General features: G+C 70.9%; 21 protein-coding genes. 12 read left to right on the top strand and 9 right to left on the bottom strand.

Features of this window, described 5'->3' with window-relative positions:
- Window positions 1-7: 7 nt before the first annotated feature.
- The 4 genes from OG521_12115 (at window position 8) to OG521_12100 (ending at window position 3,858) form a co-directional block, all read left to right on the top strand.
- A complete protein-coding gene (locus tag OG521_12115) occupies window positions 8-517 on the top strand; it encodes a MarR family transcriptional regulator (protein ID WUW21492.1) in 510 nt (169 codons plus the stop codon).
- 66 nt (window positions 518-583) lie between these two features.
- Window positions 584-919 (top strand): DUF3817 domain-containing protein, encoded by a 336-nt coding sequence (locus OG521_12110; protein WUW21491.1) that lies wholly within the window; start codon window positions 584-586, stop codon window positions 917-919.
- A gap of 80 nt (window positions 920-999) precedes the next feature.
- Window positions 1,000-2,700, top strand: a complete 1,701-nt coding sequence (locus OG521_12105; GenBank protein WUW21490.1) for a methylmalonyl-CoA mutase family protein — start codon at window positions 1,000-1,002, stop codon at window positions 2,698-2,700.
- 84 nt (window positions 2,701-2,784) lie between these two features.
- Complete coding sequence (locus tag OG521_12100) at window positions 2,785-3,858, top strand: alpha/beta hydrolase (GenBank protein ID WUW21489.1); 1,074 nt, start codon at window positions 2,785-2,787, stop codon at window positions 3,856-3,858.
- An 8-nt stretch (window positions 3,859-3,866) separates the two neighbouring features.
- Here the strand turns inward: OG521_12100 and OG521_12095 are convergent, their stop codons facing one another.
- Window positions 3,867-4,496 carry a TetR/AcrR family transcriptional regulator gene (locus OG521_12095; protein WUW21488.1) on the bottom strand — a complete coding sequence of 210 codons (630 nt, stop codon included), beginning with the start codon at window positions 4,494-4,496 and terminating at the stop codon, window positions 3,867-3,869.
- A 316-nt stretch (window positions 4,497-4,812) separates the two neighbouring features.
- Between OG521_12095 and OG521_12090 the strand changes: the two genes are divergently transcribed.
- The 4 genes from OG521_12090 to OG521_12075 all read left to right on the top strand — a co-directional run bounded on the left by OG521_12090 (window position 4,813) and on the right by OG521_12075 (window position 9,029).
- The gene (locus OG521_12090) at window positions 4,813-5,787 is read left to right on the top strand and encodes a tetratricopeptide repeat protein (protein ID WUW21487.1); all 975 of its coding nucleotides are present in this window, start codon (window positions 4,813-4,815) and stop codon (window positions 5,785-5,787) included.
- A gap of 599 nt (window positions 5,788-6,386) precedes the next feature.
- On the top strand, window positions 6,387-7,031 hold the full coding sequence (locus tag OG521_12085; protein ID WUW21486.1) for a DUF6230 family protein: 645 nt from the start codon (window positions 6,387-6,389) through the stop codon (window positions 7,029-7,031).
- Between the two features lie 98 nt (window positions 7,032-7,129).
- Complete coding sequence (locus OG521_12080; protein WUW21485.1) at window positions 7,130-7,747, top strand: DUF6114 domain-containing protein; 618 nt, start codon at window positions 7,130-7,132, stop codon at window positions 7,745-7,747.
- Window positions 7,737-9,029, top strand: a complete 1,293-nt coding sequence (locus OG521_12075; GenBank protein ID WUW21484.1) for a hypothetical protein — start codon at window positions 7,737-7,739, stop codon at window positions 9,027-9,029. Before OG521_12080 ends, OG521_12075 begins: the two co-directional genes overlap by 11 nt.
- Window positions 9,030-9,131: 102 nt before the next feature.
- Here OG521_12075 and OG521_12070 read toward each other — a convergent pair whose 3' ends face one another.
- The 4 genes from OG521_12070 to pta form a co-directional block, all read right to left on the bottom strand.
- Window positions 9,132-9,308, bottom strand: a complete 177-nt coding sequence (locus tag OG521_12070) for a hypothetical protein (protein ID WUW21483.1) — start codon at window positions 9,306-9,308, stop codon at window positions 9,132-9,134.
- Window positions 9,309-9,489: 181 nt separating this feature from the next.
- Window positions 9,490-10,926 carry a pyruvate kinase gene (gene pyk, locus OG521_12065; protein ID WUW21482.1) on the bottom strand — a complete coding sequence of 479 codons (1,437 nt, stop codon included), beginning with the start codon at window positions 10,924-10,926 and terminating at the stop codon, window positions 9,490-9,492.
- A 74-nt stretch (window positions 10,927-11,000) separates the two neighbouring features.
- Entirely contained in the window at window positions 11,001-12,239 is a 1,239-nt protein-coding gene (locus OG521_12060; protein WUW21481.1) for an acetate kinase, read from the bottom strand.
- An 8-nt stretch (window positions 12,240-12,247) separates the two neighbouring features.
- Window positions 12,248-14,320, bottom strand: a complete 2,073-nt coding sequence (gene pta, locus OG521_12055) for a phosphate acetyltransferase (GenBank protein WUW21480.1) — start codon at window positions 14,318-14,320, stop codon at window positions 12,248-12,250.
- Between the two features lie 286 nt (window positions 14,321-14,606).
- On the opposite strand from pta, the gene OG521_12050 reads away from it, so the two are divergent.
- Window positions 14,607-15,632 carry a 6-phosphofructokinase gene (locus OG521_12050; protein ID WUW21479.1) on the top strand — a complete coding sequence of 342 codons (1,026 nt, stop codon included), beginning with the start codon at window positions 14,607-14,609 and terminating at the stop codon, window positions 15,630-15,632.
- Between the two features lie 123 nt (window positions 15,633-15,755).
- Here the strand turns inward: OG521_12050 and OG521_12045 are convergent, their stop codons facing one another.
- From OG521_12045 to OG521_12035, 3 genes are all read right to left on the bottom strand, one after another.
- Window positions 15,756-16,379 carry a helix-turn-helix transcriptional regulator gene (locus OG521_12045; GenBank protein ID WUW26652.1) on the bottom strand — a complete coding sequence of 208 codons (624 nt, stop codon included), beginning with the start codon at window positions 16,377-16,379 and terminating at the stop codon, window positions 15,756-15,758.
- 174 nt (window positions 16,380-16,553) lie between these two features.
- Window positions 16,554-17,228: a response regulator gene (locus OG521_12040; GenBank protein WUW21478.1), complete on the bottom strand. Its 675-nt coding sequence runs from the start codon at window positions 17,226-17,228 to the stop codon at window positions 16,554-16,556.
- On the bottom strand, window positions 17,225-18,901 hold the full coding sequence (locus OG521_12035; GenBank protein ID WUW21477.1) for an ATP-binding protein: 1,677 nt from the start codon (window positions 18,899-18,901) through the stop codon (window positions 17,225-17,227). The genes OG521_12040 and OG521_12035 overlap by 4 nt, the downstream gene beginning before the upstream one ends.
- Before the next feature lie 130 nt (window positions 18,902-19,031).
- On the opposite strand from OG521_12035, the gene OG521_12030 reads away from it, so the two are divergent.
- The 3 genes from OG521_12030 to trxA all read left to right on the top strand — a co-directional run bounded on the left by OG521_12030 (window position 19,032) and on the right by trxA (window position 21,252).
- Window positions 19,032-20,393 (top strand): cation:dicarboxylase symporter family transporter, encoded by a 1,362-nt coding sequence (locus OG521_12030; GenBank protein WUW21476.1) that lies wholly within the window; start codon window positions 19,032-19,034, stop codon window positions 20,391-20,393.
- A 101-nt stretch (window positions 20,394-20,494) separates the two neighbouring features.
- Window positions 20,495-20,911: a MerR family transcriptional regulator gene (locus OG521_12025; protein ID WUW21475.1), complete on the top strand. Its 417-nt coding sequence runs from the start codon at window positions 20,495-20,497 to the stop codon at window positions 20,909-20,911.
- On the top strand, window positions 20,908-21,252 hold the full coding sequence (trxA, locus tag OG521_12020; GenBank protein WUW21474.1) for a thioredoxin: 345 nt from the start codon (window positions 20,908-20,910) through the stop codon (window positions 21,250-21,252). The genes OG521_12025 and trxA overlap by 4 nt, the downstream gene beginning before the upstream one ends.
- A 51-nt stretch (window positions 21,253-21,303) precedes the next feature.
- Here trxA and glgB read toward each other — a convergent pair whose 3' ends face one another.
- Window positions 21,304-23,757, bottom strand: coding sequence for a 1,4-alpha-glucan branching enzyme (glgB, locus tag OG521_12015; GenBank protein WUW21473.1), 2,454 nt, complete (start codon window positions 23,755-23,757; stop codon window positions 21,304-21,306).
- Window positions 23,758-23,830: the final 73 nt, after the last annotated feature.

The following is a 23,830-nucleotide window of genomic DNA, read 5'->3' as shown; positions in this document are numbered from 1 at the left end:
CGTGGCCGTGCCGAAGCCGCTCAGTCTCCCCTTCGATCCCATCGCCCGCGCCGACGAACTCTGGCAGCAGCGCTGGGGCCCGGTGCCCTCCATGGGGGCGATCACCTCGATCATGCGGGCGCAGCAGATCCTGCTCGCCGAGGTCGACGCGGTCGTCAAACCGTACGGACTGACCTTCGCGCGCTACGAGGCGCTGGTGCTGCTCACCTTCTCCAAGGCCGGTGAGCTGCCGATGTCCAAGATCGGTGAGCGGCTCATGGTCCACCCGACCTCCGTGACGAACACCGTGGACCGGCTGGTGCGCTCCGGCCTCGTCGACAAGCGGCCCAACCCGAACGACGGCCGCGGCACGCTCGCCTCCATCACCGACAAGGGCCGCGAGGTCGTCGAGTCGGCCACCCAGGACCTGGTCGCCATGGAGTTCGGACTCGGGGTGTACGACGCCGAGGAATGCGCCGAGATCTTCGCGCTGCTGCGCCCCCTGCGCATCGCCGCCCAGGACTTCGAGGAGATCTGAGAAGGCCCGTTCCGGGGGCCGGGGCCGCTGCAAGATCGCCCCGGGTGTCCGGTTACGCTCGATGGCATGAAACGCAGTGTGCTGACCCGCTATCGGGTGATGGCTTACGTCACCGCCGTCATGTTGCTGATCCTCTGCGTCTGCATGATCTTCAAATACGGCTTCGACAAGGGTGAGGGACTGACGCTCGTCGTCTCCCAGATCCACGGCGTGCTGTACATCATCTACCTGATCTTCGCCTTCGACCTGGGCTCCAAGGCGAAGTGGCCGATGGGCAAGCTGGCCTGGGTGCTGCTCTCCGGCACCATCCCGACGGCCGCGTTCTTCGTCGAGCGCAAGGTCGTCCGCGAGGTCGAGCCGCTGCTCGCGGACCCGGCCCCCGCCGCCACCGCGAAGGCCTGACCCGCACCCGAACCGCCCCGTGCCGAGCACCGGGCGGTTTGTCATCGACATTTACTAGGACGTCCTAGTAAATTGGTGGCATGGACGCAGACGCGATCGAGGAAGGCCGCCAGCGCTGGCAGGCCCGTTACGACAAGGCCCGCAAGCGCGACGCGGACTTCACCACGCTCTCCGGGGACCCGGTCGAGCCCGTCTACGGGCCCCGGCCCGGGGACGCCTACGAGGGCTTCGAGCGGATCGGCTGGCCCGGCGAGTACCCCTTCACCCGTGGCCTGCACCCCACGGGCTACCGCGGCCGCACCTGGACCATCCGCCAGTTCGCCGGCTTCGGCAACGCCGAGCAGACCAACGAGCGCTACAAGATGATCCTCGCCGCGGGCGGCGGCGGGCTGAGCGTCGCCTTCGACATGCCGACGCTGATGGGCCGGGACTCCGACGACCCCCGCGCGCTCGGCGAGGTCGGCCACTGCGGAGTGGCCATCGACTCCGCCGCCGACATGGAGGTCCTCTTCAAGGACATCCCGCTCGGCGACGTCACCACCTCGATGACGATCAGCGGCCCGGCCGTGCCCGTCTTCTGCATGTACCTGGTCGCCGCCGAGCGCCAGGGCGTCGACCCGGCCGTGCTCAACGGCACGCTGCAGACGGACATCTTCAAGGAGTACATCGCGCAGAAGGAGTGGCTCTTCCAGCCCGAGCCCCATCTGCGCCTCATCGGCGACCTGATGGAGCACTGCGCCCGCGACATCCCCGCCTACAAGCCGCTCTCCGTCTCCGGCTACCACATCCGCGAGGCCGGAGCCACGGCCGCGCAGGAGCTCGCCTACACCCTCGCCGACGGCTTCGGCTACGTGGAGCTCGGCCTCTCCCGCGGCCTCGACGTCGACACCTTCGCCCCCGGCCTCTCCTTCTTCTTCGACGCGCACCTCGACTTCTTCGAGGAGATCGCCAAGTTCCGCGCCGCCCGCCGGATCTGGGCCCGCTGGATGAAGGAGACGTACGGCGCGAAGACCGACAAGGCGCAGTGGCTCCGCTTCCACACCCAGACCGCCGGGGTCTCGCTGACCGCCCAGCAGCCGTACAACAACGTCGTACGCACCGCGGTCGAGGCGCTCTCCGCCGTCCTCGGCGGCACCAACTCCCTGCACACCAACGCCCTCGACGAGACCCTCGCGCTCCCCTCCGAGCAGGCCGCCGAGATCGCGCTGCGCACCCAGCAGGTGCTGATGGAGGAGACCGGGGTCGCCAACGTGGCCGACCCGCTGGGCGGTTCCTGGTTCGTGGAGCAGCTCACCGACCGGATCGAGGCGGAGGCCGAGAAGATCTTCGACCAGATCCGGGAGCGCGGCACCCGCGCCCACCCGGACGGGCGGCACCCCGTCGGCCCGATGACCTCCGGCATCCTGCGCGGCATCGAGGACGGCTGGTTCACCGGCGAGATCGCCGAGTCGGCCTTCCGCTACCAGCAGTCCCTGGAGAAGGGCGACAAGCGCGTCGTCGGCGTCAACGTGGCCCACGGCTCGGTCACCGGCGACCTGGAGATCCTCCGGGTCAGCCACGAGGTCGAGCGCGAGCAGGTCCGGGAGCTCGCCGGCCGCAAGGAGGGCCGCGACGACGCCAGGGTGTCCGCCGCGCTGGACGCGATGCTGGCCGCCGCCCGCGACGGCTCCAACATGATCGCGCCGATGCTCGACGCCGTCCGCGCCGAGGCGACCCTCGGCGAGATCTGCGGGGTGCTGCGCGAGGAGTGGGGCACCTACACGGAGCCGCCCGGCTTCTGACAGGTAGTTGGTAGTTACAGGTGTCACCTCCGGGGGTCCGGGTAGGCGCAGCCGCGATACCCGCACCACCCCTGGAGGAACACCGTGAGACTGTCCGGGAGAATCACCGCCGCGGCCGGCGCCGCACTCGCCGTACTCGGAACGCTGCTGGTCAGCGGCTCCACGGCGGTCAGCGCCGCACCGGCACCGAAGCCGGGGGTGCAGGACACCTTCGACTCGCTGGGGCCGGACGTGAAGGCGGCGGAGCTCTCCACCGGCCGGACCGCGCACTACATCGACGAGGGCCGCCGGGGCGGCACCCCGGTCCTCTTTATCGGCGGCACCGGCACGAGCGCCCGGGCGGCGCACATGACGGACTTCTTCCGCACCACCCGCGAGAACCTCGGCCTGCGCCTGATCTCCGTGGAACGCAACGGCTTCGGCGACACGGAGTACGACAAGTCCCTGGGCAAGGCCGACTTCGCGAAGGACGCCCTGGAGGTCCTGGACCGGATCGGCGTCGGCAAGGTCTCCGTCGTCGCGATCTCCGGCGGCGGCCCCTACGCCGCCGAGCTCGCCGCACGCGCCCCCGGCCGCATCAAGGCCCTCCACCTCGCCGCCGCGCTCCCGCCGTACGGCGAGAAGCCCGCGTACTGCGGCCTGAGCGACGACGCGCTGGCCGACGCGGTCAAGGACTCGATCGCCGACCCGCGCTCCTGGTGGGCCTTCCCCGACGACAGCGCCGTCAAGTCCATCCCGGGCTTCGCCGACACCGCGTACGAGGAAGGGGCCCGCACGTACAACCAGCGCGGCCAGAAGTCCGATCCGGCCCCGCAGGTGCACGAACAGCGGCTCTACTGCGAGCGCCCCGGCCCCGACCTGTCGAAACTGAAGGCTCCGGTGTACCTCTACGGCGGCGAGAAGGACACCACCGTCCCGCCGGCCACCCTCGCCACCTGGCGCGAGGCGCTGCCGGTCACCCCGGTGGTGCGGACGTACGCGGACTCCGGCCATGACGTCCAGTACCGCCACTGGGACCAGATCCTGGTGGACCTCGCCGGGCACGGGGACCGCACGGTCGTCTGCCACGGCGACCACACGAAGCTGATGGCACCGAAGCAGGCGGACCGCCTCGTCGCCTCCGGCCGGGCCACGCTGGGCAGTTGCGCCTGGCAGTGACGTAGCCCCTAGCCCGCGGCGGCCGCGCCCAGGCCCGCGAGGAGCAGCAGCGTGAAGCGCCGGGCCCAGTCCGCGTCGACGGGCTCGGCGCTCACCAGGGCCCGGTGCACCACCGCGCCGGCGATCACGTCGAAGATCAGGTCGGCCGTCAGGGCCGCCGTGGCCTCGTCCTGCTCGACGGGCAGTTCGCCGCGCTCCTGCGCCCGTTGCCGTCCCTGGAGGACGAGACGTTTCTGCCGGTCCACGATCGAGTCGCGGATGCGGGTGCGCAGCGCCTCGTCGCGGGTCGACTCCGCGACCACCGCCATCAGCGCGGTCTGGGTCTCCGGCCGCTCCAGCAGCGCGGCGAACTGCAGCACCACCGCCTGCACATCAGCGGACAGGCTGCCCAGGTCCGGCAGTTCCAGCTCGTCGAAGAGCACCGCGACCGCGTCCACGACCAGTTCGTTCTTGCCCGCCCAGCGCCGGTACAGCGTCGTCTTCGCGACCCCCGCACGCGTCGCCACATCACCCATCGTCAGCTTCGACCAGCCGAGGTCGACCAGCGAGGCTCTGGTGGCTTCGAGGATCGCCTCGTCGGCCGCGGCACTGCGCGGACGTCCCGTTCGTGGGGCTTTGGGGTGGCTGCGGCTCAGCATCCCGTGACCATACCCGCCAGTAGCCAGAACCGGCCGACCCCGTTCGCCGTGAGACAGATCACCGAACACTCTTGTGCACCGGGGGCGGGTGCCAGTTACGCTACGGGTCGTAGCGTAAGGACGACGGCCGGGCCGTCGCCGCGCGACGAACGAGTGACAGCCACAGGCACCGGGTGGGGACCGGGTGCCGAACCGGGTCTTCAGGGGCCCTCGGACCGTGTCTGTCCGTGCACCTCGCACACCGGCGGGGGCTGCGGACGGACGCGGTTCCCGTATCGCTTTCCGGATCAGTGCGCCGAGGGGGGAGGATGTACGCATGCAGCCTAGGAACATGTCCATGAGCGGCGTCGTCGACCTCGCCGCGGTGAAGGCGGCCGGTGAGGCCAAGGTGAAGGCGGAGCAGGCCCGTGCCGAGACCGCCCGGCAGGGTGGCCCCGCAGCCGTACCCCCGTCCTCCCTCGTGATCGATGTCGATGAGGCGGGATTCGAGAGCGATGTCCTGCAGCGCTCCGCCGAGGTCCCGGTCGTCATCGACTTCTGGGCCGAGTGGTGCGAGCCGTGCAAGCAGCTGGGCCCGCTCCTGGAGCGCCTGGCCCGTGAGTACAACGGCCGTTTCGTCCTGGCCAAGGTCGACGTCGACGCCAACCAGATGCTGATGCAGCAGTTCGGGATCCAGGGCATCCCGGCGGTCTTCGCCGTGGTCGCCGGACAGGCGCTGCCCCTCTTCCAGGGCGCCGCCCCCGAGTCGCAGATCCGCGAGACGCTGGACCAGCTGATCCAGGTGGGCGAGGAGCGGTTCGGCCTCACCGGCATCGCGGTCGACCAGGACGAGGCGGGCCCCGAGGCGGCGCAGGCTCCCGAGGTGCCCGCGGGACCGTACGACGCACTGCTGGAGGCGGCCGCGCAGGCGCTGGACGCCAATGACTTCGCCGGCGCCGTCCAGGCGTACAAGAACGTCCTCTCGGACGAACCGGCCAACAGCGAGGCCAAGCTGGGCCTCGCCCAGGCGGAACTCCTGGCCCGGGTCCAGCAGATGGACCCGCAGCAGGTCCGCAAGGACGCCGCCGGGGATCCGGGTGACGTGGACGCGCAGATCGCGGCGGCCGACCTCGATCTGGTCGGCGGTCATGTCGAGGACGCGTTCGGCCGGCTCGTCGAGACGGTCCGCCGCAATTTCGGTGACGACCGGGACCGTGTACGGGTCCGTCTCCTGGAGCTCTTCGAGGTGATCGGCCCCGAGGACCCGCGTGTCGGCGCCGCGCGGACCGCACTCGCGCGCGTCTTGTTCTGATCTGACAACACGGCCGTGGCCCCCGGCGGGGGTCACGGCCGTTTTCGCGTTCCGGCGCTAAGAGATGGCTTCGCTTTACCAAATCTTGATAAAAGCATGCCCTGTTACTCGCAGTAAATCGATCATCGGGATCTGTCCGATTTCGATCGCCAATGACGCCATTCGTCTGCCCGGTCGGGGCAACCCTGTGTGGCCGGTCGGTGCCGCCCGGTCGTGGGTCGGTTATCGGGCCGTTACTAGCGAGTAACGAACCCCCTTGTGTCACGGCCGCGAATGGACCACGATCGGCCACGCTCGGTCCAATAACGCCAGTCCGGCTGCCAGTCGGTGCGGCGGCTCCGTTGGGTCCCCACCGAGTGGATCGGCGGCAGTGGCGCCGGTTCCGGACAGGGGGGTTCCTGCTCACCGGCAGGGCCTGTCCGAACAGGTTGCGCGAACGCGTGGCCAGTGGTTGTCGCTCGGGGGTGATCGCCAGTGATTCGGACGCGGTTCACGTCTCCGTTTGCGGGCGCTCTCCTTTCCGAGGACGTAGCACTTCTCCCATCCCAGGTCGGGCAGGATGCCAGGCCGGAGATGTACGTCCGAGAAGGAGGAAAAGTATGAGTTCCCAGGTTCGCGGTGGCACGAGATGGAAGCGTTTCGCTGTCGTCATGGTGCCGAGCGTCATAGCCACCGCCGCGGTGGGTGTGGGTCTGGCACAGGGCGCGCTCGCCGCGTCGTTCAGCGTGTCCGGCCAGGAGTTCAAGGTCAGCGCGGATGAGCTGGTCGGCCATGACTTCGTGCAGTACGGCAGTGTGGCGACGGGCAAGGACCTCAAGGGCAAGGACCAGGCGGCCCCGGTCGCCGTGTCCGGGTTCAGCAGCGCCACCATCACCAACATGTGCCAGTCGGTCGTCACTCCCGACCTGCCGTTCGGTCTCGGCAACGTGACGCTCCAGCTCACCGCCGGTGACCCGGACAAGACCGGTGGCCGCAAGGTCGAGGCCAAGGACCTGTACCTCGACGTCTCGCAGCTCGACGCGGACGCGAAGTTCGAGGACCTCGACATCGGCGTCGCCGCCGGTTCGCTGAAGGGCCCGGGCATCCAGCCCGGCACGCAGGCCAACCCGTACGGCTTCTCGCAGCGGGCCAAGGTGGCCACGCTGAAGAAGGTCGAGCAGCGGGCATGGGCCACGACGGCCGGCACGTTCGAGCTGCCCGGTCTGTCGCTGAAGCTCCACAAGGGCGTCAAGGAGTGCTACTAAGCACTCGCCCGGGTGGCCGGGGTACGCCGTAGCGCGGACCCCCGGCCGCCCACCCTTCTCTTTCTCACAGCAGTACCGGTTCCAGGGAGCTGTTTTCCATGAGCCCCGAATCCCAAGGGCAGAACGAGCACTACCTCAGCGTCGTCCGGCGGCGCTTCCGCACCTGGCGGGGTAACCGGCCGTTCTGGGCGGGTCTGTTCACCATGCTGGGCGGTGTACCCATCGCGTACTTCCCGTACGCGAACATGCACCTCGGCAACATGACGCTGGCCATGTCCACCACCGCGGGCGCCGGATCGCTCATCATCGGGGTCCTGCTCGTCACGCTGGGCCTGACGATGTGGTTCCACCACATAGTCCGGGTGTTCGCGGGTGTCGCGGCGATCCTGCTGGCGCTGATCTCCATACCCGTCGCCAACATCGGCGGCTTCCTGATCGGCTTCCTGTTCGCCCTGATCGGTGGCGCGCTCTCCGTGTCCTGGGTCCCGGGCAAGCCGCAGCCGGACGAGGCCGCACCGGACCAAGGCCTGCTCGGCGAGGCCGACGAGCCGGTCCTCCTCGGCGATGAGGCGCCCGGCGCCCCCTCGTACGCGCAGGAGGAGCACGCCGCGGCGTACCCCGGGGGCGCGCTCCACGGGATGGGTGTCCCCGAGCAGCAGCCGGCGAAGTACGACACGACAGTTGAGGTCGACGGCGGGAGGCATCGTGCGGGGTGACGACAGTCAGGTGAACGCCTTGGGCGAGGGCGGGCTCCAGGAGCGAAGAGGGCCGCGCCACGCCGCCCCCAGGAAGTCGCTCCTGACGAAGCTGCACATGCCCGCCGGCAAGAAGGCGTTCGCACTGGCCGCGATGCCGACGGCCGTCTTCGTCGGGATGGGGCTCACGCCCAAGCTCGCGATGGCCGACGACAGCACGGACATCCCCTTCGCACCCGGCCCCTGCGTGACCCGCTCCGACGAGCCGAGCGAGTCGGCGGACCCGTCGCCCTCGGCGTCGAAGACGCCGTCCCCGTCTGCCACCGAGAGCGGCAAGCCCGCGCCGGACAAGAGCGACGAGGCGACCGAGAAGCCCACGGCCACCCCGTCGGCGAGCGCCACGGACGAGGCGAAGACCGAATCGGCCGAGAAGAGCGCCGACGCCCCGGCCGCGAGTGCGACACCCAGCCCCACGAAGTCGAAGAACCCGCTCGACCCGCTGGGCCTCGGCGACGCGCTCAAGGACCTCTTCGACGGACCGGACAAGGAGACGGCGAGCCCGTCCCCCAGCGCCACCACGGCGACCCCGGAGCCTTCGAAGTCCGCCACCGCGGAGCCCACGGACAAGGCCGCCGACAAGCCCGTCGAGAAGGCCACGGACGCGGCGAAGGACACGGTCGACAAGACCACCGACGCCATCCGCGACGCGGCTGACAAGGCCGGCAAGCCGGTCAAGGAGCTCGGCGAGGACGTCAAGGGACTCGACCCGAAGGCGGACGAGGACATCCCGGACGGCGCCAAGCCCTCCTTCCCGTGCCCGACCGCCGACCCGAAGGCCCTGGCCGCAGCCGATCTGGAGCAGGGCATCCCCCGCCTCCCGAACGACCCGTGGATCCTGGAGAGTTCGCTGCTCACCCTGAGCGGGCTCGACTACAAGGGCATCGTCGAGGTGGAGAAGGGCGACGGGACCACGAAGAAGGTCCTGAAGTTCACCTCCAAGTCCGTCGACATCAAGGACCTCCACCAGATGACGGTCGGCCCGCAGTCGGGCGTCACCGGCCATGTGAAGGCGCGGAAGGGTTCCACCTCCACCATCCGCGACGGTGAGGTGACGATGTACACGGAGGAGCTGAAGGGCAACCTCTTCGGCCTCATCCCGATCACCTTCAGCCCGGAGACCCCGCCGCCGCTGAACGTGCCGTTCGCCTTCTTCACGAACGTGAAGGTGACGCAGGCAGGCCAGTTCGGCGGGACGCTGACGGTGCCGGGTCTGCAGAACTACTTCACCAAGGGCACCGGCTGAGACCCGCACCGACCCGTCCGGGAGCCGCACAACGGCTGTGGGCCGTACCCCCTCGGGGGTACGGCCCACAGTCTGTTACCCGGTGGCACGTGCCTCCGCGGGTCAGGTCGTGACTTCCTCGCCGCCCATGTTCCATGCCCGGGTGAATCCCGGCGAGCCGGCCGGCTCGGAGAGGGTCACGGCACCGGGAGAGTGGTGTACGTGACCGCCCACCCGGCCCTCGGGAACCGGAGGGAAGCTCGCGTCCATGTACTCACCTTCGGTGAGTTCGTACTCCATCCCCGAAGGCTCGAACCGGACCGTGAGGGGTCCGTCGAACGCCGTGATCCTGATACGCAACTCCTGCCAGCCTTTCAGAGGTGTCTCAGGGCCCAGTAGCCCCAACGCCCGAGGGCGGTGCCCCGGTTCCGCTGGAACCGGGGCACCGCCCTCGCGTAGCGCGTACGGAACCGCTGCGCGGTCAGTCGCGGTCGCGCTCCTGGCCGCCCACGTGGTGCACGCGCACCATGTTGGTCGTGCCGGGGACGCCGGGGGGCGAGCCGGCCGTGATGACCATCGTGTCGCCGTTGCTGTAGCGGTCCAGCTTCAGCAGCTCCGCGTCGACCAGGTCCACCATCGCGTCCGTGGTGTCCACGTGCGGGACCACGTGGGCCTCGACGCCCCAGCTGAGGGCCAGCTGGTTGCGGGTGGACTCGTCCGTGGTGAAGGCCAGGATGGGCTGGGCCGCGCGGTAGCGGGAGAGGCGGCGGGCGGTGTCGCCGGACTGGGTGAAGGCGACCAGGGCCTCACCGTTCAGGAAGTCCGCGATCTCGCAGGCCGCGCGGGCCACCGAACCACCCTGGGTGCGGGGCTTCTTGCCCGGCACCAGCGGCTGGAGGCCCTTGGAGAGCAGTTCCTCCTCGGCGGCGACGACGATCTTCGACATCGTCTTGACCGTCTCGATCGGGTACGCGCCGACCGAGGACTCGGCGGAGAGCATGACCGCGTCCGCGCCGTCCAGGATCGCGTTGGCGACGTCGGACGCCTCGGCGCGGGTCGGACGGGAGTTGGTGATCATCGACTCCATCATCTGGGTCGCCACGATCACCGGCTTGGCGTTGCGCCGGCAGAGCTCCACGAGGCGCTTCTGCACCATCGGGACCTTCTCCAGCGGGTACTCGACGGCGAGGTCGCCACGGGCGACCATCACACCGTCGAACGCCATGACGACGCCCTCCATGTTCTCGACGGCCTGCGGCTTCTCCACCTTGGCGATGACGGGGACCCGGCGGCCCTCCTCGTCCATGACCTTGTGGACGTCCTTGACGTCACCGGCGTCCCGCACGAAGGAGAGGGCGACCAGGTCGCAGCCCATCCTCAGGGCGAAGCGCAGGTCGTCGATGTCCTTCTCGGACAGGGCCGGGACGTTGACCGCCGCACCCGGCAGGTTGATCCCCTTGTGGTCGGAGATCACCCCGCCCTCGATGACGATGGTGTGGACCCGGGGGCCCTCGACGGAGACGACCTTCAGTTCGACGTTGCCGTCGTTGATCAGGATCGGGTCGCCCTTGGCGACGTCGCCGGGCAGACCCTTGTAGGTCGTGCCGCAGATCGACTTGTCGCCGGGGACGTCCTCGGCGGTGATGACGAACTCGTCCCCGCGGACCAGCTCGACGGGACCCTCGGCGAACTTCGCGAGGCGGATCTTCGGGCCCTGGAGGTCGGCGAGTACGCCGACCGCCCGGCCGGTCTCGGCGGCGGCCTTGCGGACCCGGTCGTAACGACCCTGGTGCTCCGCGTGGGAACCGTGACTGAAGTTGAATCGGGCCACGCTCATGCCGGCCTCGATCAGAGCGACGAGCTGCTCATGGGAGTCGACGGCGGGACCGAGGGTGCAGACGATTTTGGAACGGCGCATGAGGCGGATCCTATCGGTTTGTTTCGCTGCGGAATATTCCGTCTGGTGGAAGATACAAAGGGGCGCGGGGGCGCTCAGTTGTCGACCAGGGCGAAGGTCTGGTTCGCGATCTCCAGCTCCTCGTCCGTCGGCACCACGGCGACCGCGACCCGTGCGTAATCCGGCGAGATCAGCCGCGGTGCGCCGGACCGTACGGCGTTGAGATCCGCGTCCACCACCAGGCCGAGCTCCTCCAGACCGGCGATCGCAGCCTCCCGTACGGGAGCCGAGTTCTCACCGACCCCCGCCGTGAAGACCACGGCGTCCACCCGCCCGAGGACCGCCGAATAGGCGCCGATGTACTTCTTCAGCCGGTGCACGTAGATGTCGAAGGCGAGCGCCGCCCGCTCGTCGCCCTCGTCGATCCGGCGCCGGATCTCCCGCATGTCGTTGTCGCCGCAGAGGCCCACCAGACCGCTCTTCTTGTTGAGCAGGACGTCGATCTCGTCCGCCGACATGCCCGCCACCCGCTTGAGGTGGAAGGTGACGGCCGGATCGATGTCTCCGGAGCGCGTACCCATGACCAGCCCCTCCAAGGGGGTCAGTCCCATCGAGGTCTCCACGCACCGGCCGCCCGCCACCGCGGAGGCCGAGGCGCCGTTGCCCAGGTGCAGCACGATGACGTTGACGTCCTCGGGGGCGCGGCCCAGCAGCTCGGCCGTCTTGCGCGAGACGTACGCGTGCGAGGTGCCGTGGAATCCGTAGCGCCGGATCCGGTGCGCGTCGGCCGTCTCCACGTCGATCGCGTACCGGGAGGCGTACTCCGGCATCGTCGTGTGGAACGCCGTGTCGAACACCGCCACCTGCGGCAGGTCCGGGCGCAGCGCCTGGGCGGTGCGGATGCCGGTGATGTTCGCCGGGTTGTGCAGCGGCGCCACCGGCACCAGGCGCTCGATCTCCGTCAGCACCTCGTCCGTGATCACGGTCGGCTCGCTGAACCGGAGCCCGCCGTGCACCACCCGGTGGCCGATCGCGGCCAGTTCGGGGGAGTCGAGGCCGAGCCCGTCGGCCGCCAGTTCCTCGGCCGCCGCCTTGAGCGCCGCCTCGTGGTCGGGGATCCGGCCGGCGCGCTCCCGGCTCTCGCCGCCGCCACCGGTGAGCGGGGTGTGCACGAGCCGGGAGGTCTCCTCGCCGATCCGCTCGACCAGCCCGGCCGCCAGCCGGGAGTGGTCGCGCATGTCGAGGAGCTGGTACTTCACGGAGGAGGAGCCGGAGTTGAGGACGAGCACCCGGCTCGCTCCCTTGCCTGCTGCGGCACCTTCGGTGGTGGTCATGTCGCGGGTCACTCCTCGCCCTGTGCCTGGATCGCCGTGATGGCCACGGTGTTGACGATGTCCTGGACGAGTGCGCCCCGGGACAGGTCGTTGACGGGCTTGCGCAGTCCCTGGAGGACCGGGCCGACCGCCACCGCGCCGGCCGAGCGCTGCACGGCCTTGTAGGTGTTGTTGCCGGTGTTCAGGTCCGGGAAGATCAGCACCGTCGCCTGGCCCGCCACCTCGGAACCGGGCAGCTTCGTCGCCGCGACGCTCGGCTCCACCGCGGCGTCGTACTGGATCGGACCCTCGATCATCAGATCCGGGCGGCTCTCGCGCACCCGGTCCGTCGCCTCACGGACCTTGTCGACGTCGGCGCCGGTGCCCGAGGTCCCGGTCGAGTAGGAGAGCATCGCGATCCTCGGCTCCACACCGAAGCGGGCCGCGGTGACGGCCGACTGCACGGCGATGTCCGCGAGCTGCTCCGCGTTCGGGTCCGGGTTGACCGCGCAGTCGCCGTACACCAGGACCTTGTCGGCGAGGCACATGAAGAAGACCGAGGAGACGATCGAGGCGTCCGGCTTCGTCTTGATGATCTCGAACGCCGGCCGGATCGTCGCCGCCGTGGAGTGCACGGCCCCGGAGACCATGCCGTCCGCGAGCCCCTCCTGCACCATCAGGGTGCCGAAGTAGTTGACGTCCGAGACGACGTCGTACGCGAGCTCGACCGTCACCCCGCGGTGCGCGCGCAGCTGCGCGTACCGCTCGGCGAAGGCCTTGCGCAGCTCGGAGGTCTGCGGGTCGATCAGCTGGGTGCCCGCCAGGTCGATGCCCAGGTCCGCGGCCTTCTTGCGGATGACGTCGGGGTCGCCCAGCAGGGTGAGGTCGCAGACGTCGCGCCGCAGCAGTACGTCGGCGGCGCGCAGCACCCGTTCCTCGGTGCCCTCCGGCAGCACCACCCGGCGCCGGTCCGCGCGTGCCTGCTCCAGCAGTTCGTGCTCGAACATCATCGGCGTGACCCGGCCGCTGCGGGCGACCGAGATCCGGTCGAGGAGTGCGGCCGTGTCGACATGTCGCTCGAAGAGCCCCAGCGCCGTCTCGGCCTTGCGCGGCGTCGCCGCGTTCAGCTTGCCCTCCAGGGCGAAGAGTTCCCCGGCGGTGGGGAACGAGCCGCCGGCCACCGAGACCACCGGGGTGCCGGGTGCGAGCCGCGCGGCCAGTTTGAGCACCTCCTCGCCCGGCCGCTCGTTCAGCGTCAGCAGCACGCCCGCGATGGGCGGCGTGCCGGCACTGTGCGCGGCGAGCGAGCCGACCACCAGGTCCGACCGGTCCCCGGGCGTCACCACCATGCACCCCGGCGTCAGCGCCTTCAGCAGGTTCGGCAGCATCGCGCCGCCGAAGACGAAGTCCAGCGCGTCCCTGGCCAGGCCCGCGTCGTCGCCGAGCAGCACCGTGCCGTCCAGTGCCGCGGTGATCTGCGCGACCGTCGGCGCCGAGAGCGCCGGGTCGTCCGGCAGCACCGAACACGGCACCGGCAGCGTCGCCGAGAGCCGCTCCGTGATCACGTCGCGGTCCGCCGAGGCCACCCGGTTCACGATCATCGCGAGGACGTCGCAGCCCAGACCGGCGTACGCGCGGTACGCGTTGCGGGTCTCGGCCTTCACCGACTCCGCGTCCTGGTCCTGGCCGCCGACCACCGCGATCACCGAGGCGCCGAACTCGTTGGCGAGACGGGCGTTCAGCGCCAGCTCGTCGGGGAGCTGGGTGGCGGCGTAGTCGGTGCCGAGGACGAGGACCACCTCGTAGTCCGCGGCCACCCGGTGGAAGCGCTCGACGAGCCGGGAGACCAGTTCGTCGGTACCCTGCTCCGCCTGGATCGCCGAGGCCTCGTGGTAGTCGAGTCCGTAGACGGTGCCCGGGTCCTGCGAGAGCCGGTAGCGGGCCCGCAGCAGCTCGAACAGCCGGTCCGGGTCGTCGTGGACCAGGGGGCGGAACACCCCGACCCGGTCCACCTGACGCGTCAGGAGCTCCATGACTCCCAGGTCGACCACCTGACGGCCGTCTCCCCGGTCGATCCCGGTCACGTACACGCTGCGCGTCACGCGTGCTCTCCCGTCGTCTCTTGTCCGGTATGTTGTCCGGTTCGGGTGGTATCGCCTGTTTGACGATACCTGCGGGGGCCGAGAGGCCGCCCGCCGGACGAAAGCCCCTGGTCGCGGTCGCCGGAGCCACCCTCGCGGCCGGTCCGGCCGCCCATGGAGCAGCCGAAAGCGCGAGGTACGGACCTGACGTGGGACAATCGTCTCGGCTTACGGTACGGGGGATCGCGCCGTTACCCCCGGCCTGCACGGCACAGGACAGGCTCTAGCGAGCAGGAGATACAGCAGGATGCGCATCGGAGTTCTCACCGCAGGCGGCGACTGCCCAGGCCTGAACGCAGTGATCCGCTCGGTCGTGCACCGTGCCGTGGTGGGTCACGGCGACGAGGTCATCGGGTTCGAGGACGGCTTCAAGGGCCTCCTCGACGGCCACTTCCGCCCCCTCGACCTCAACGCGGTCAGCGGCATCCTCGCCCGCGGCGGCACCATCCTCGGCTCCGCCCGCCTGGAGCGCGACCGGCTGCGCGAAGCGGCGGAGAACTGCGCCGAGCTGAGCCGCCGTTACGGCATGGACGCACTCATCCCGATCGGCGGCGAGGGCACCCTCACGGCCGCCCGGATGCTGTCGGACGCGGGCATGCCCGTCGTCGGCGTCCCCAAGACCATCGACAACGACATCTCGGCCACCGACCGCACCTTCGGCTTCGACACCGCCGTGGGCGTCGCCACCGAGGCCATAGACCGGCTGAAGACCACCGCCGAGTCCCACCAGCGCGTCATGGTCGTCGAGGTGATGGGCCGCCACGCGGGCTGGATCGCTCTGGAGTCCGGCATGGCCGGCGGCGCGCACGGAATCTGTCTGCCCGAGCGGCAGTTCCAGGTCGAGGACCTGGTCAAGATGGTCGAGGAACGCTTCGCGCGCGGCAAGAAGTTCGCCGTCATCTGCGTCGCCGAGGGCGCGCACCCGGCCGAGGGCTCCATGCCGTACGCCAAGGGCGCGATCGACCAGTTCGGCCACGAGCGCTTCCAGGGCATCGGCAACCGCCTGGCCGTCGAACTGGAGACCCGGCTCGGCAAGGAGGCCCGCCCGGTCATCCTCGGTCACGTCCAGCGCGGCGGCACACCGACCGCCTACGACCGGGTGCTCGCCACCCGCTTCGGCTGGCACGCGGTGGAGGCGGCCCACCGGGGCGACTTCGGGCGGATGACCGCGCTGCGCGGCAACGACATCGAGATGGTGCCGCTGGCCGACGCGGTCACCCAGCTCAAGACCGTTCCCGTGGCCCGGATGCACGAGGCCGAATCGGTGTTCTGAGCCGGCACCGGCTCTCATGGGGTGACCAGCGGGCCCCGGCGGTCCCGGGCGGGGCGGCCGGGGCCCGCCGCGCACTCCGGGCGCCGGCCCGTCCGGATGCTCCACCGCCCGCCCCCGGGACGACTACAGCTGCGTCGTCTCCCAGAATCGCTCCACGATCCCCGCCAGGAACGCCCGCCCGGAGTCCCCGGTGGCTCCGGCCCGCTCCGTGCCCGTACTGCTCCAGCTCAGCGTGGACACCATCAGCGCCTGGTAGTCGGAGTGCAGCCGCTCCAGCGCGCCCTGGATCAGCGCCCGGTCCAGGGGCGCGAGCTTCGCCACCGGGCGGACGTACGCCTGCCAGCGGGTCGTCATCGCGCTGCGCAGGAGCTCGGCCAGTTCCTCGTCCCGCCCGGAGACCGTCACGAACGCTGCGGGGCTCAGGCCGAGAGCCTCGCTGAGCGCGGCGGACTGGCGCTCGTTGCCGCGCCACCGGCCCGCCTCCTCCATCCGCAGATACGCCGACGCGGACATCCCGAGCCGGCCCGCCAGCTCGTCCGCGGTCAGCTCCCGGGCCACCCGGTGCTCACGCAGGGTGCGGGCGGCGGTGAGGAGTTCGCCCGGGGCGCACCACAACACCCCGGCCAGCGCGGTGAGTTCGTACTCGGTCGGCAGGGCGAGACCGCGCTCCCAGGCGGCTACTGTCTCCGCGCTGATCCGGAGTCCGTACTGGGCGCCGAGACCGTAGGCGACATGGCCGGGAGCCATCCCCAGGGCCTCGCGCAGTCTGCGCGCGGCGGGGGCGTTGAAAGGCGGGGTGGGGTGCACGGCCCCACCGTAGGAGGCCGGAGGCGGTCTGACTACGGTGTGTTCGCACCGGACCACGGCTCGTAGGAACGTCCAGACGTGCGAGCGACCCCCTCCGGGCCGCTTCGTGCCTGGTCAGCGGCTTTCCGCCTGCCAGCGGTAGTGCAGTTCCGGGCGCCCGATCTGTCCGTACTGTGGACTGCGCACCGCCCGTCCCGCCGTCACCAGGTGTTCCAGATAGCGGCGGGCGGTGATCCGGGAGATGCCGAGCTCCACGCCGGCCGCCGCCGCGGTCACACCGTCCGGGGCGGCCCGCAGTACCCGGGTCACCGCCTCCAGGGTCGGACTGCTCAGGCCCTTGGGCAGGCGGGCGGGCTGCGGGGCGCGCAGCGTGGCGAGCGCGCGGTCCACCTCGTCCTGGCCGCTCGCCTCCCCGGCCGCCGCGCGGAACTCGGCGTAGCGGACCAGCCGGTCGCGCAGGGTGGCGAAGGTGAACGGCTTCAGCACGTACTGGACCACACCGAGCGAGACGCCCTCGCGGACCACGGCCAGATCGCGGGCCGAGGTCACCGCGATCACGTCGGCGGTGTGCCCGGCCGCGCGCAGCGAACGCAGCAGGTGCAGCCCGTGCCCGTCGGGCAGGTACAGATCGAGGAGCAGCAGATCGACCGGGGTGCGGTCCAGCGCCCGCACCGCCTCGGCGCGGGAGTGCGCGACGGCCGCCACCGCGAACCCCGGGACGCGGTCCACGTACAGCTGATGGGCGTCCGCGGCGACGGGGTCGTCCTCGACGACGAGTACCTGGATCACGGTGTCCTCTCCCTCTCGGCTCCGCTGTGCCGCGCCAGCGGCAGCCGCACCGTGAACTCCGCGCCGCCGTCCGGCCCCTGCTCCAGCGCCACCGACCCGCCGTTGCGGTGCGCGGCCTGCCGGACGAGCGCCAGGCCGAGGCCCCGGCCCGCGCCGTGCGTCGACCAGCCGCGCCGGAACACCTCGGCGGCGTCGGCCGGTTCGACCCCGGTGCCGTTGTCGGCGACCCGCAGCAGGAGTTCGCATTCGCCCGCGAGCGCGGTGACGGTGACCCGGGCCCTGGCCGGTCGCGGGCCCGTCCGCTGGACCGGGATGCCGTCCGGGGCACCGGCGGGCGCGCCCGTCACCGCCTCCGACGCCGCGTCCACCGCGTTGTCGATCAGATTGCCGAGGATGGTCACCAGATCGCGCTGCGGCAGCGTCCCGGGCAGGGCCCCGTCGTCGATCAGGCTGTCGTCCGCCAGCACCAGCTCCACCCCCCGCTCGTTCGCCTGTGCCGCCTTGCCCAGCAGCAGTGCGGCCAGGACGGGTTCGGCGACCGCGCCCACGACGCGGTCCGTCAGTGCCTGGGCCAGTTCCAGCTCCGCCGTGGCGAAGCCGACCGCCTCCTGCTCCCGGCCCAGTTCGATCAGCGAGACCACCGTGTGCAGCCGGTTCGCCGCCTCGTGCGCCTGGGAGCGCAGCGCCTGCGTGAAGCCGCGCTCCGAGTCCAGTTCGCCGGAGAGCGCCTGGAGTTCGGTGTGATCGCGCAGGGTGACGACGGTGCCGCGCCGCTCCCCGCCCACCACCGGACGGGTGTTGACCACGATCACCCGGTCCGCCGTCAGGTGCACCTCGTCGACCCGCTCCTCGGAGGCGAGCAGCGCCCCGGTCAGCGGGGCCGGCAGATCGAGTTCGGCGACCCGGCGCCCGACCGTACCCGGTGCCAGGCCCAGCAGTTCCCGGCCCGCGTCGTTGATCAGCGCGATCCTGCGCTGCCCGTCCAGCATCAGCAGCCCCTCGCGCACCGCGTGCAGGGTGGCCTCGTGGTAGTCGTGCATCCGGCTCAGCTCGCCGGCGTTCATCCCGTGGGTGTGCCGCCGCAGCCGGGCGTTGATCACGTACGTGCCGAGGCCGCCCAGCGCCAGCGCCGCGCCCGCCGCCAGCCCCAGCGCACCGAGTTGGGCCCGTACCTGCGAGGAGACCCGCTCGACCGTGATGCCCGCACTGACGAGTCCGACGATCCTGCCGCCGTCCCGGATCGGCGTGACGACGCGTATCGAGGGGCCGAGCGTGCCGGTGTACGTCTCCGAGAACGTCTCGCCGCGCAGCGCCCTGGCCGTGTGCCCGAGGAAGGTCGCGCCGATCTGATCGGTGTCCGGGTGCGTCCAGCGGACCCGGTGCGGATCCATGATGGTGACGAAGGCGATCCCGGTGTCCCTGCGGACCTGTTCCGCGTACGGCTGAAGCACGGCCGACGGGTCCGGGGTGCGGATCGCCTCCCGTACCGACGGCGAACCGGCGATCGCCAGCGCGGCGGCCCGCACCTGCCGGGTCGCGGTCTCCTTGGCCTGGCCGCTGCCGGAGACGTACGCGAAGAAGGCGCACCCCGCCACCACGGCCGCGACCAGCACCACCTGCATGGCGAAGAGCTGGCCCGCCAGGCTGCGCGGGCGGGTACGGGGGAAGCGCATCTCCACAGTCTGCCTGGCCGAAAACCTATGAACGAAATGCACACAAGGGTGACCGGCGTCACAGGGGGCGGGATAGTCACCGGGGCCCCCAGGGACGGGGGAGGGACAAGGACGAGCCGAGGAGAACCCCGTGGTAGTGGCCGCCGCCAAGCGGGACCGTACGAAGTATCTGTATCTCGCCGTGATCGCGGCGGTGGGGCTCGGCATTCTGGTCGGCCTCGTCGCTCCGGACACCGCCGTCGAGCTCAAGCCGATCGGAACCGGCTTCGTCAACCTCATCAAGATGATGATCTCGCCGATCATCTTCTGCACGATCGTGCTGGGCGTCGGCTCGGTCCGCAAGGCCGCCAAGGTCGGCGCGGTCGGCGGTCTCGCCCTCGGCTACTTCCTGGTGATGTCGACCGTCGCCCTGGCCATCGGCCTGGTCGTCGGCAACATCCTGGAGCCCGGCTCCAGCCTCCACCTCACCGAGGCCGCCCGTGCCGCGGGCGAGGCGCAGGCGGGGGACAGCGAGTCCACCGCGGACTTCCTGCTCGGCATCATCCCCACCACCATGGTGTCCGCCTTCACCGAGGGCGAGGTCCTCCAGACCCTGCTCATCGCCCTGCTCGCGGGCTTCGCGCTCCAGGCCCTGGGCGCGGCCGGCGAGCCGGTGCTGCGCGGCATCGGGCACATCCAGCGCCTCGTCTTCCGCATCCTCGCCATGATCATGTGGATGGCCCCGGTCGGCGCGTTCGGCGCGATGGCGGCGGTGGTCGGCGAGACCGGCGTGGACGCGCTGAAATCCCTCGCGGTCATCATGATCGGCTTCTACATCACCTGCGCGCTCTTCGTCTTCCTGATCCTGGGCACGATCCTGCGCCTGGTGGCCGGAGTCAGCATCTTCGCCCTGCTGAAGTACCTGGGCCGGGAGTTCCTGCTCATCCTCTCCACCTCCTCGTCCGAGTCGGCCCTGCCGCGGCTCATCGCGAAGATGGAGCACATGGGCGTCAGCAAGCCCGTCGTCGGCATCACCGTGCCGACCGGCTACTCCTTCAACCTCGACGGCACCGCGATCTACCTCACGATGGCCTCGCTCTTCATCGCCAACGCGACCGGCGACCCGCTGAGCATCGGCGAGCAGATCTCGCTGCTCGTCTTCATGGTGATCGCCTCGAAGGGCGCCGCGGGCGTCACCGGCGCCGGTCTGGCCACCCTCGCGGGCGGCCTCCAGTCGCACCGCCCCGAGCTGGTGGACGGCGTCGGCCTGATCGTCGGCATCGACCGCTTCATGAGCGAGGCCCGCGCGCTGACGAACTTCGCGGGCAACGCGGTGGCCACGGTGCTCGTCGGCACCTGGACCAAGGAGATCGACAAGGAGCGGGTGGACCGGGTGCTGTCCGGATCGCTCCCGTTCGACGAGAAGATGATCACGGACGAGGGCCCCGCCGAGCCGCACGTCCCCGAGGCCAGGGACGGCGACGGGGAGCAGCCCTCGCTCACGAAGGTGTGAGACCCGGCGGACGCGGCCGGCACGGGACTCCCGTGCCGGCCGCGTCCGCGTGCGGGCGCCGCCCTTGCCTTGACGCCCACGTCAAGGATTACCGTCGGAGCATGCGAATCGGGGAGCTGGCCGAACGGGCCGGGACGACGACGCGGACTCTGCGCTACTACGAGTCGCGCGGGCTGCTGCCGGCGCGGCGTGCGGAGAACGGCTACCGCACCTACGACGAGGGCGACCTGCGGCTGATCCAGCAGATCCGGACCCTTCAGGACTTCGGGTTCGACCTGGAGGAGACCCGGCCCTTCGTCGACTGCCTGCGCGCCGGCCATCCGGCGGGCGACGCCTGCCCGGCCTCGCTCGCCGTCTACCGGCGCAAGCTCGGCGAGCTGGACTCGCTGATCGGGCAGTTGCGGACCGTCCGCGCGGAGGTGGGCGCCCAGCTGGCCCGCGCCGAGCTGGAGGCGTCCGCCGAACTGCCGGGCGGCCCCGAGCCACGATGTGAACTGAACTGGGAGGACGAAGGATGATCCACGCAGAAGGTGTCGCCGAGGTCACGGACACGACGTTCGACGCCGAGGTCCTGGCCGCCGGCCTGCCGGTCCTGGTCGAGTTCACCGCCGACTGGTGCGGCCCCTGCCGCCAGCTGGCCCCGGTGCTCGGCGCGATCGCCGAGGAGGAGTCCGGCCGGCTCAAGGTGGTGCAGATCGATGTGGACCACAACCCTGAGATCACCAGCCGGTACGCCGTGCTGTCGATGCCGACCCTGATGGTCTTCCGGGACGGTGAGCCGGTGAAGTCCATGGTCGGCGCCCGGCCCAAGCGGCGGCTGCTCCAGGAGCTGGAGGACGTGCTGCCGGCGGCGGTCTGAGGACTGCGGGGCCCGGCGGACGACGGTCCGCCGGGCCCCGCGTCCGTGCGCTCAGGCAGGCCTGAACCACACCGTCGCCAGCGGCGGCAGCGTCAGCGTGACGCTGGTGTCCCTGCCGTGCGCCCCCACCGCCTCGGGCTTCAGCGGCTCCTCGTTGCCGACGCCGCTGCCCCCGTAGCGCATCGCGTCCGTGTTCAGGACCTCCACCCAGGCCTCCGGCCCGTCCGGCACCCCGATGCGGTAGTCGTGCCGGACCACCGGGGAGAAGTGGGAGACGGCGATCAGCGGTGACCCGTCCGCGTCGTAGCGCACGAACGCGAAGACGTTGTCCTCCGCGGCGCCGCCGTCGATCCAGCCGAAGCCCTCCGGCACGGTGTCCCGCTGCCAGAGCGCGGGCGTCGCCCCGTACACCGTGTTCAGATCGCTCACCAGGGTCCGCACGCCCCGGTGGTCGCTCTCCGCCGCGTACGACGGATCCAGCAGCCACCAGTCCGGGCCGTGCCCCTCCGACCACTCCGCGCCCTGGGCGAACTCCTGCCCCATGAAGAGGAGTTGCTTGCCCGGGTGGGCCCACATGAAGCCCAGGTAGGCGCGGTGGTTGGCGCGCTGCTGCCACCAGTCGCCGGGCATCTTGCTGACCAGTGAACGCTTGCCGTGCACCACCTCGTCGTGCGAGATCGGCAGCACGTAGTTCTCGCTGTACGCGTACACCATCGAGAAGGTCATCTCGTCGTGGTGGTACTTGCGGTGCACCGGCTCCTTCGACACGTACTCCAGTGAGTCGTGCATCCAGCCCATGTTCCACTTCAGCCCGAAGCCCAGACCGCCGAATCCGCCGGGGCCCACATGGTGGGTGGCACGGGTGACGCCGTCCCAGGCGGTGGACTCCTCTGCGATCGTCACGACACCCGGATTGCGCCGGTAGACCGTGGCGTTCATCTCCTGGAGGAACGCCACGGCGTCCAGGTTCTCCCGGCCTCCGTGCTCGTTCGGGGACCACTCCCCGTCCTCGCGCGAGTAGTCCAGGTAGAGCATCGAGGCGACCGCGTCGACCCGCAGCCCGTCGATGTGGAACTCCTCGCACCAGTAGGTGGCGTTGGCGACCAGGAAGTTGCGCACCTCGGTCCGGCCGAAGTCGAATTCGAGCGTGCCCCAGTCCGGGTGCGCGGCCCGCTGCGGGTCCGAGTGCTCGTACAGCGGCCGGCCGTCGAACTCGGCGAGTGCCCACTCGTCGCGCGGGAAGTGCGCGGGCACCCAGTCCACGATGACGCCGATCCCGGCCCGGTGCAGCGCGTCGACGAGGAAGCGGAAGTCGTCCGGCGATCCCATCCGGGACGTCGGGGCGTAGAAGCCGGTGACCTGGTAGCCCCAGGAGCCGCCGAAGGGATGCTCCGAGACCGGCATCAGTTCGACGTGCGTGAACCCCAGATCACGTACGTACGCGGGGAGTTGCTCGGCGAGCTGCCGGTAGGTGAGGCCGGGGCGCCAGGACGCCAGGTGCAGCTCGTAGACCGAGAGCGGCGCCTCGTGCACGGGGACGTCGCCGCGGTGGGCCATCCACTCCTGGTCCTGCCAGACGTGGTGCGCGGCCGCCACGACCGAGGCGTTGGACGGCGGGACCTCGGCATGGCGGGCCATCGGGTCGGCCCGCAGCGTGTGCGAGCCGTCCGGGCGGCAGACGTCGAACTTGTACAGCGCGCCCTCGCCTACCGCGGGCAGGAACAGCTCCCACACCCCGGTGGAGCCGAGCGAACGCATCGGGAAGCCCGTGCCGTCCCAGTAGTTGAAGTCCCCGGCGATCCTGACCCCGCGGGCGTTGGGCGCCCAGAGCGTGAACCGGGTGCCGGTGACGCCCTGGTGCACCATCGGCTGGGCACCCAGCGCGGTCCACAGCTCCTCGTGCCGGCCCTCGCCGATCAGATGCAGATCGAGATCGCCGAGCGCGGGCAGGAAGCGGTACGGGTCCTGGATCTCGATCTCGTTGTCCTCGTACGCCACCAGGAGCTGGTACTCGGGGACCGCGGGCATCGGCAGGAGCCCGGAGAAGAAGCCGTCGCCGTCGTCGTGCAACTGCGCCCGCAGCCCCTTGGCGAGCACGGTGACCGAGCGGGCGTACGGGCGCAGCGTCCGGAAGGTGACCCCGCCGCGGGCCTGGTGCGCGCCGAGCAGATCGTGCGGTGCGTGGTGCTCGCCTGCCAGTAGCCGGTGCCGGTCCCCGTCGTCGAGCGCGCGGGCCGGACGGACGCCCTGCCCGCCCCCGGCACGGCGGGGACGCGGCGGCGCCGCCGCCCGCTTGGCCCGCTTGGCGGGAGCGGGAGCGGGAGCGGCAGCGGGCTCGGGTGCGGCGACGGACTCGGCGGGCGGTGCCTCCGCCGCCACCGGTGCGAGGGTCCCGGTGGCCGGTCCGGCGGCGTCGGTGTGCTCGGCGGGGGCCGCGGAGAGGGGTGCTTCGGTGGTGGGCGGAGCGGGATCGGGCGCGTTGCGGGACGGCTTGCGGGCGGTCACAGGGACAGCCTCCTCGGAGGGTGTGGGTGGAGCACGGTGGGAGGGGAGGGGCGGGGCGGAAGCGGGTCCGGGA

This window comes from Streptomyces sp. NBC_01463 (genome assembly GCA_036227345.1).
Classification (GTDB): domain Bacteria; phylum Actinomycetota; class Actinomycetes; order Streptomycetales; family Streptomycetaceae; genus Streptomyces.
The sequence above is the reverse complement of the archived record's forward strand: the minus strand, read 5'-3'. Positions and strand labels throughout refer to the sequence as shown.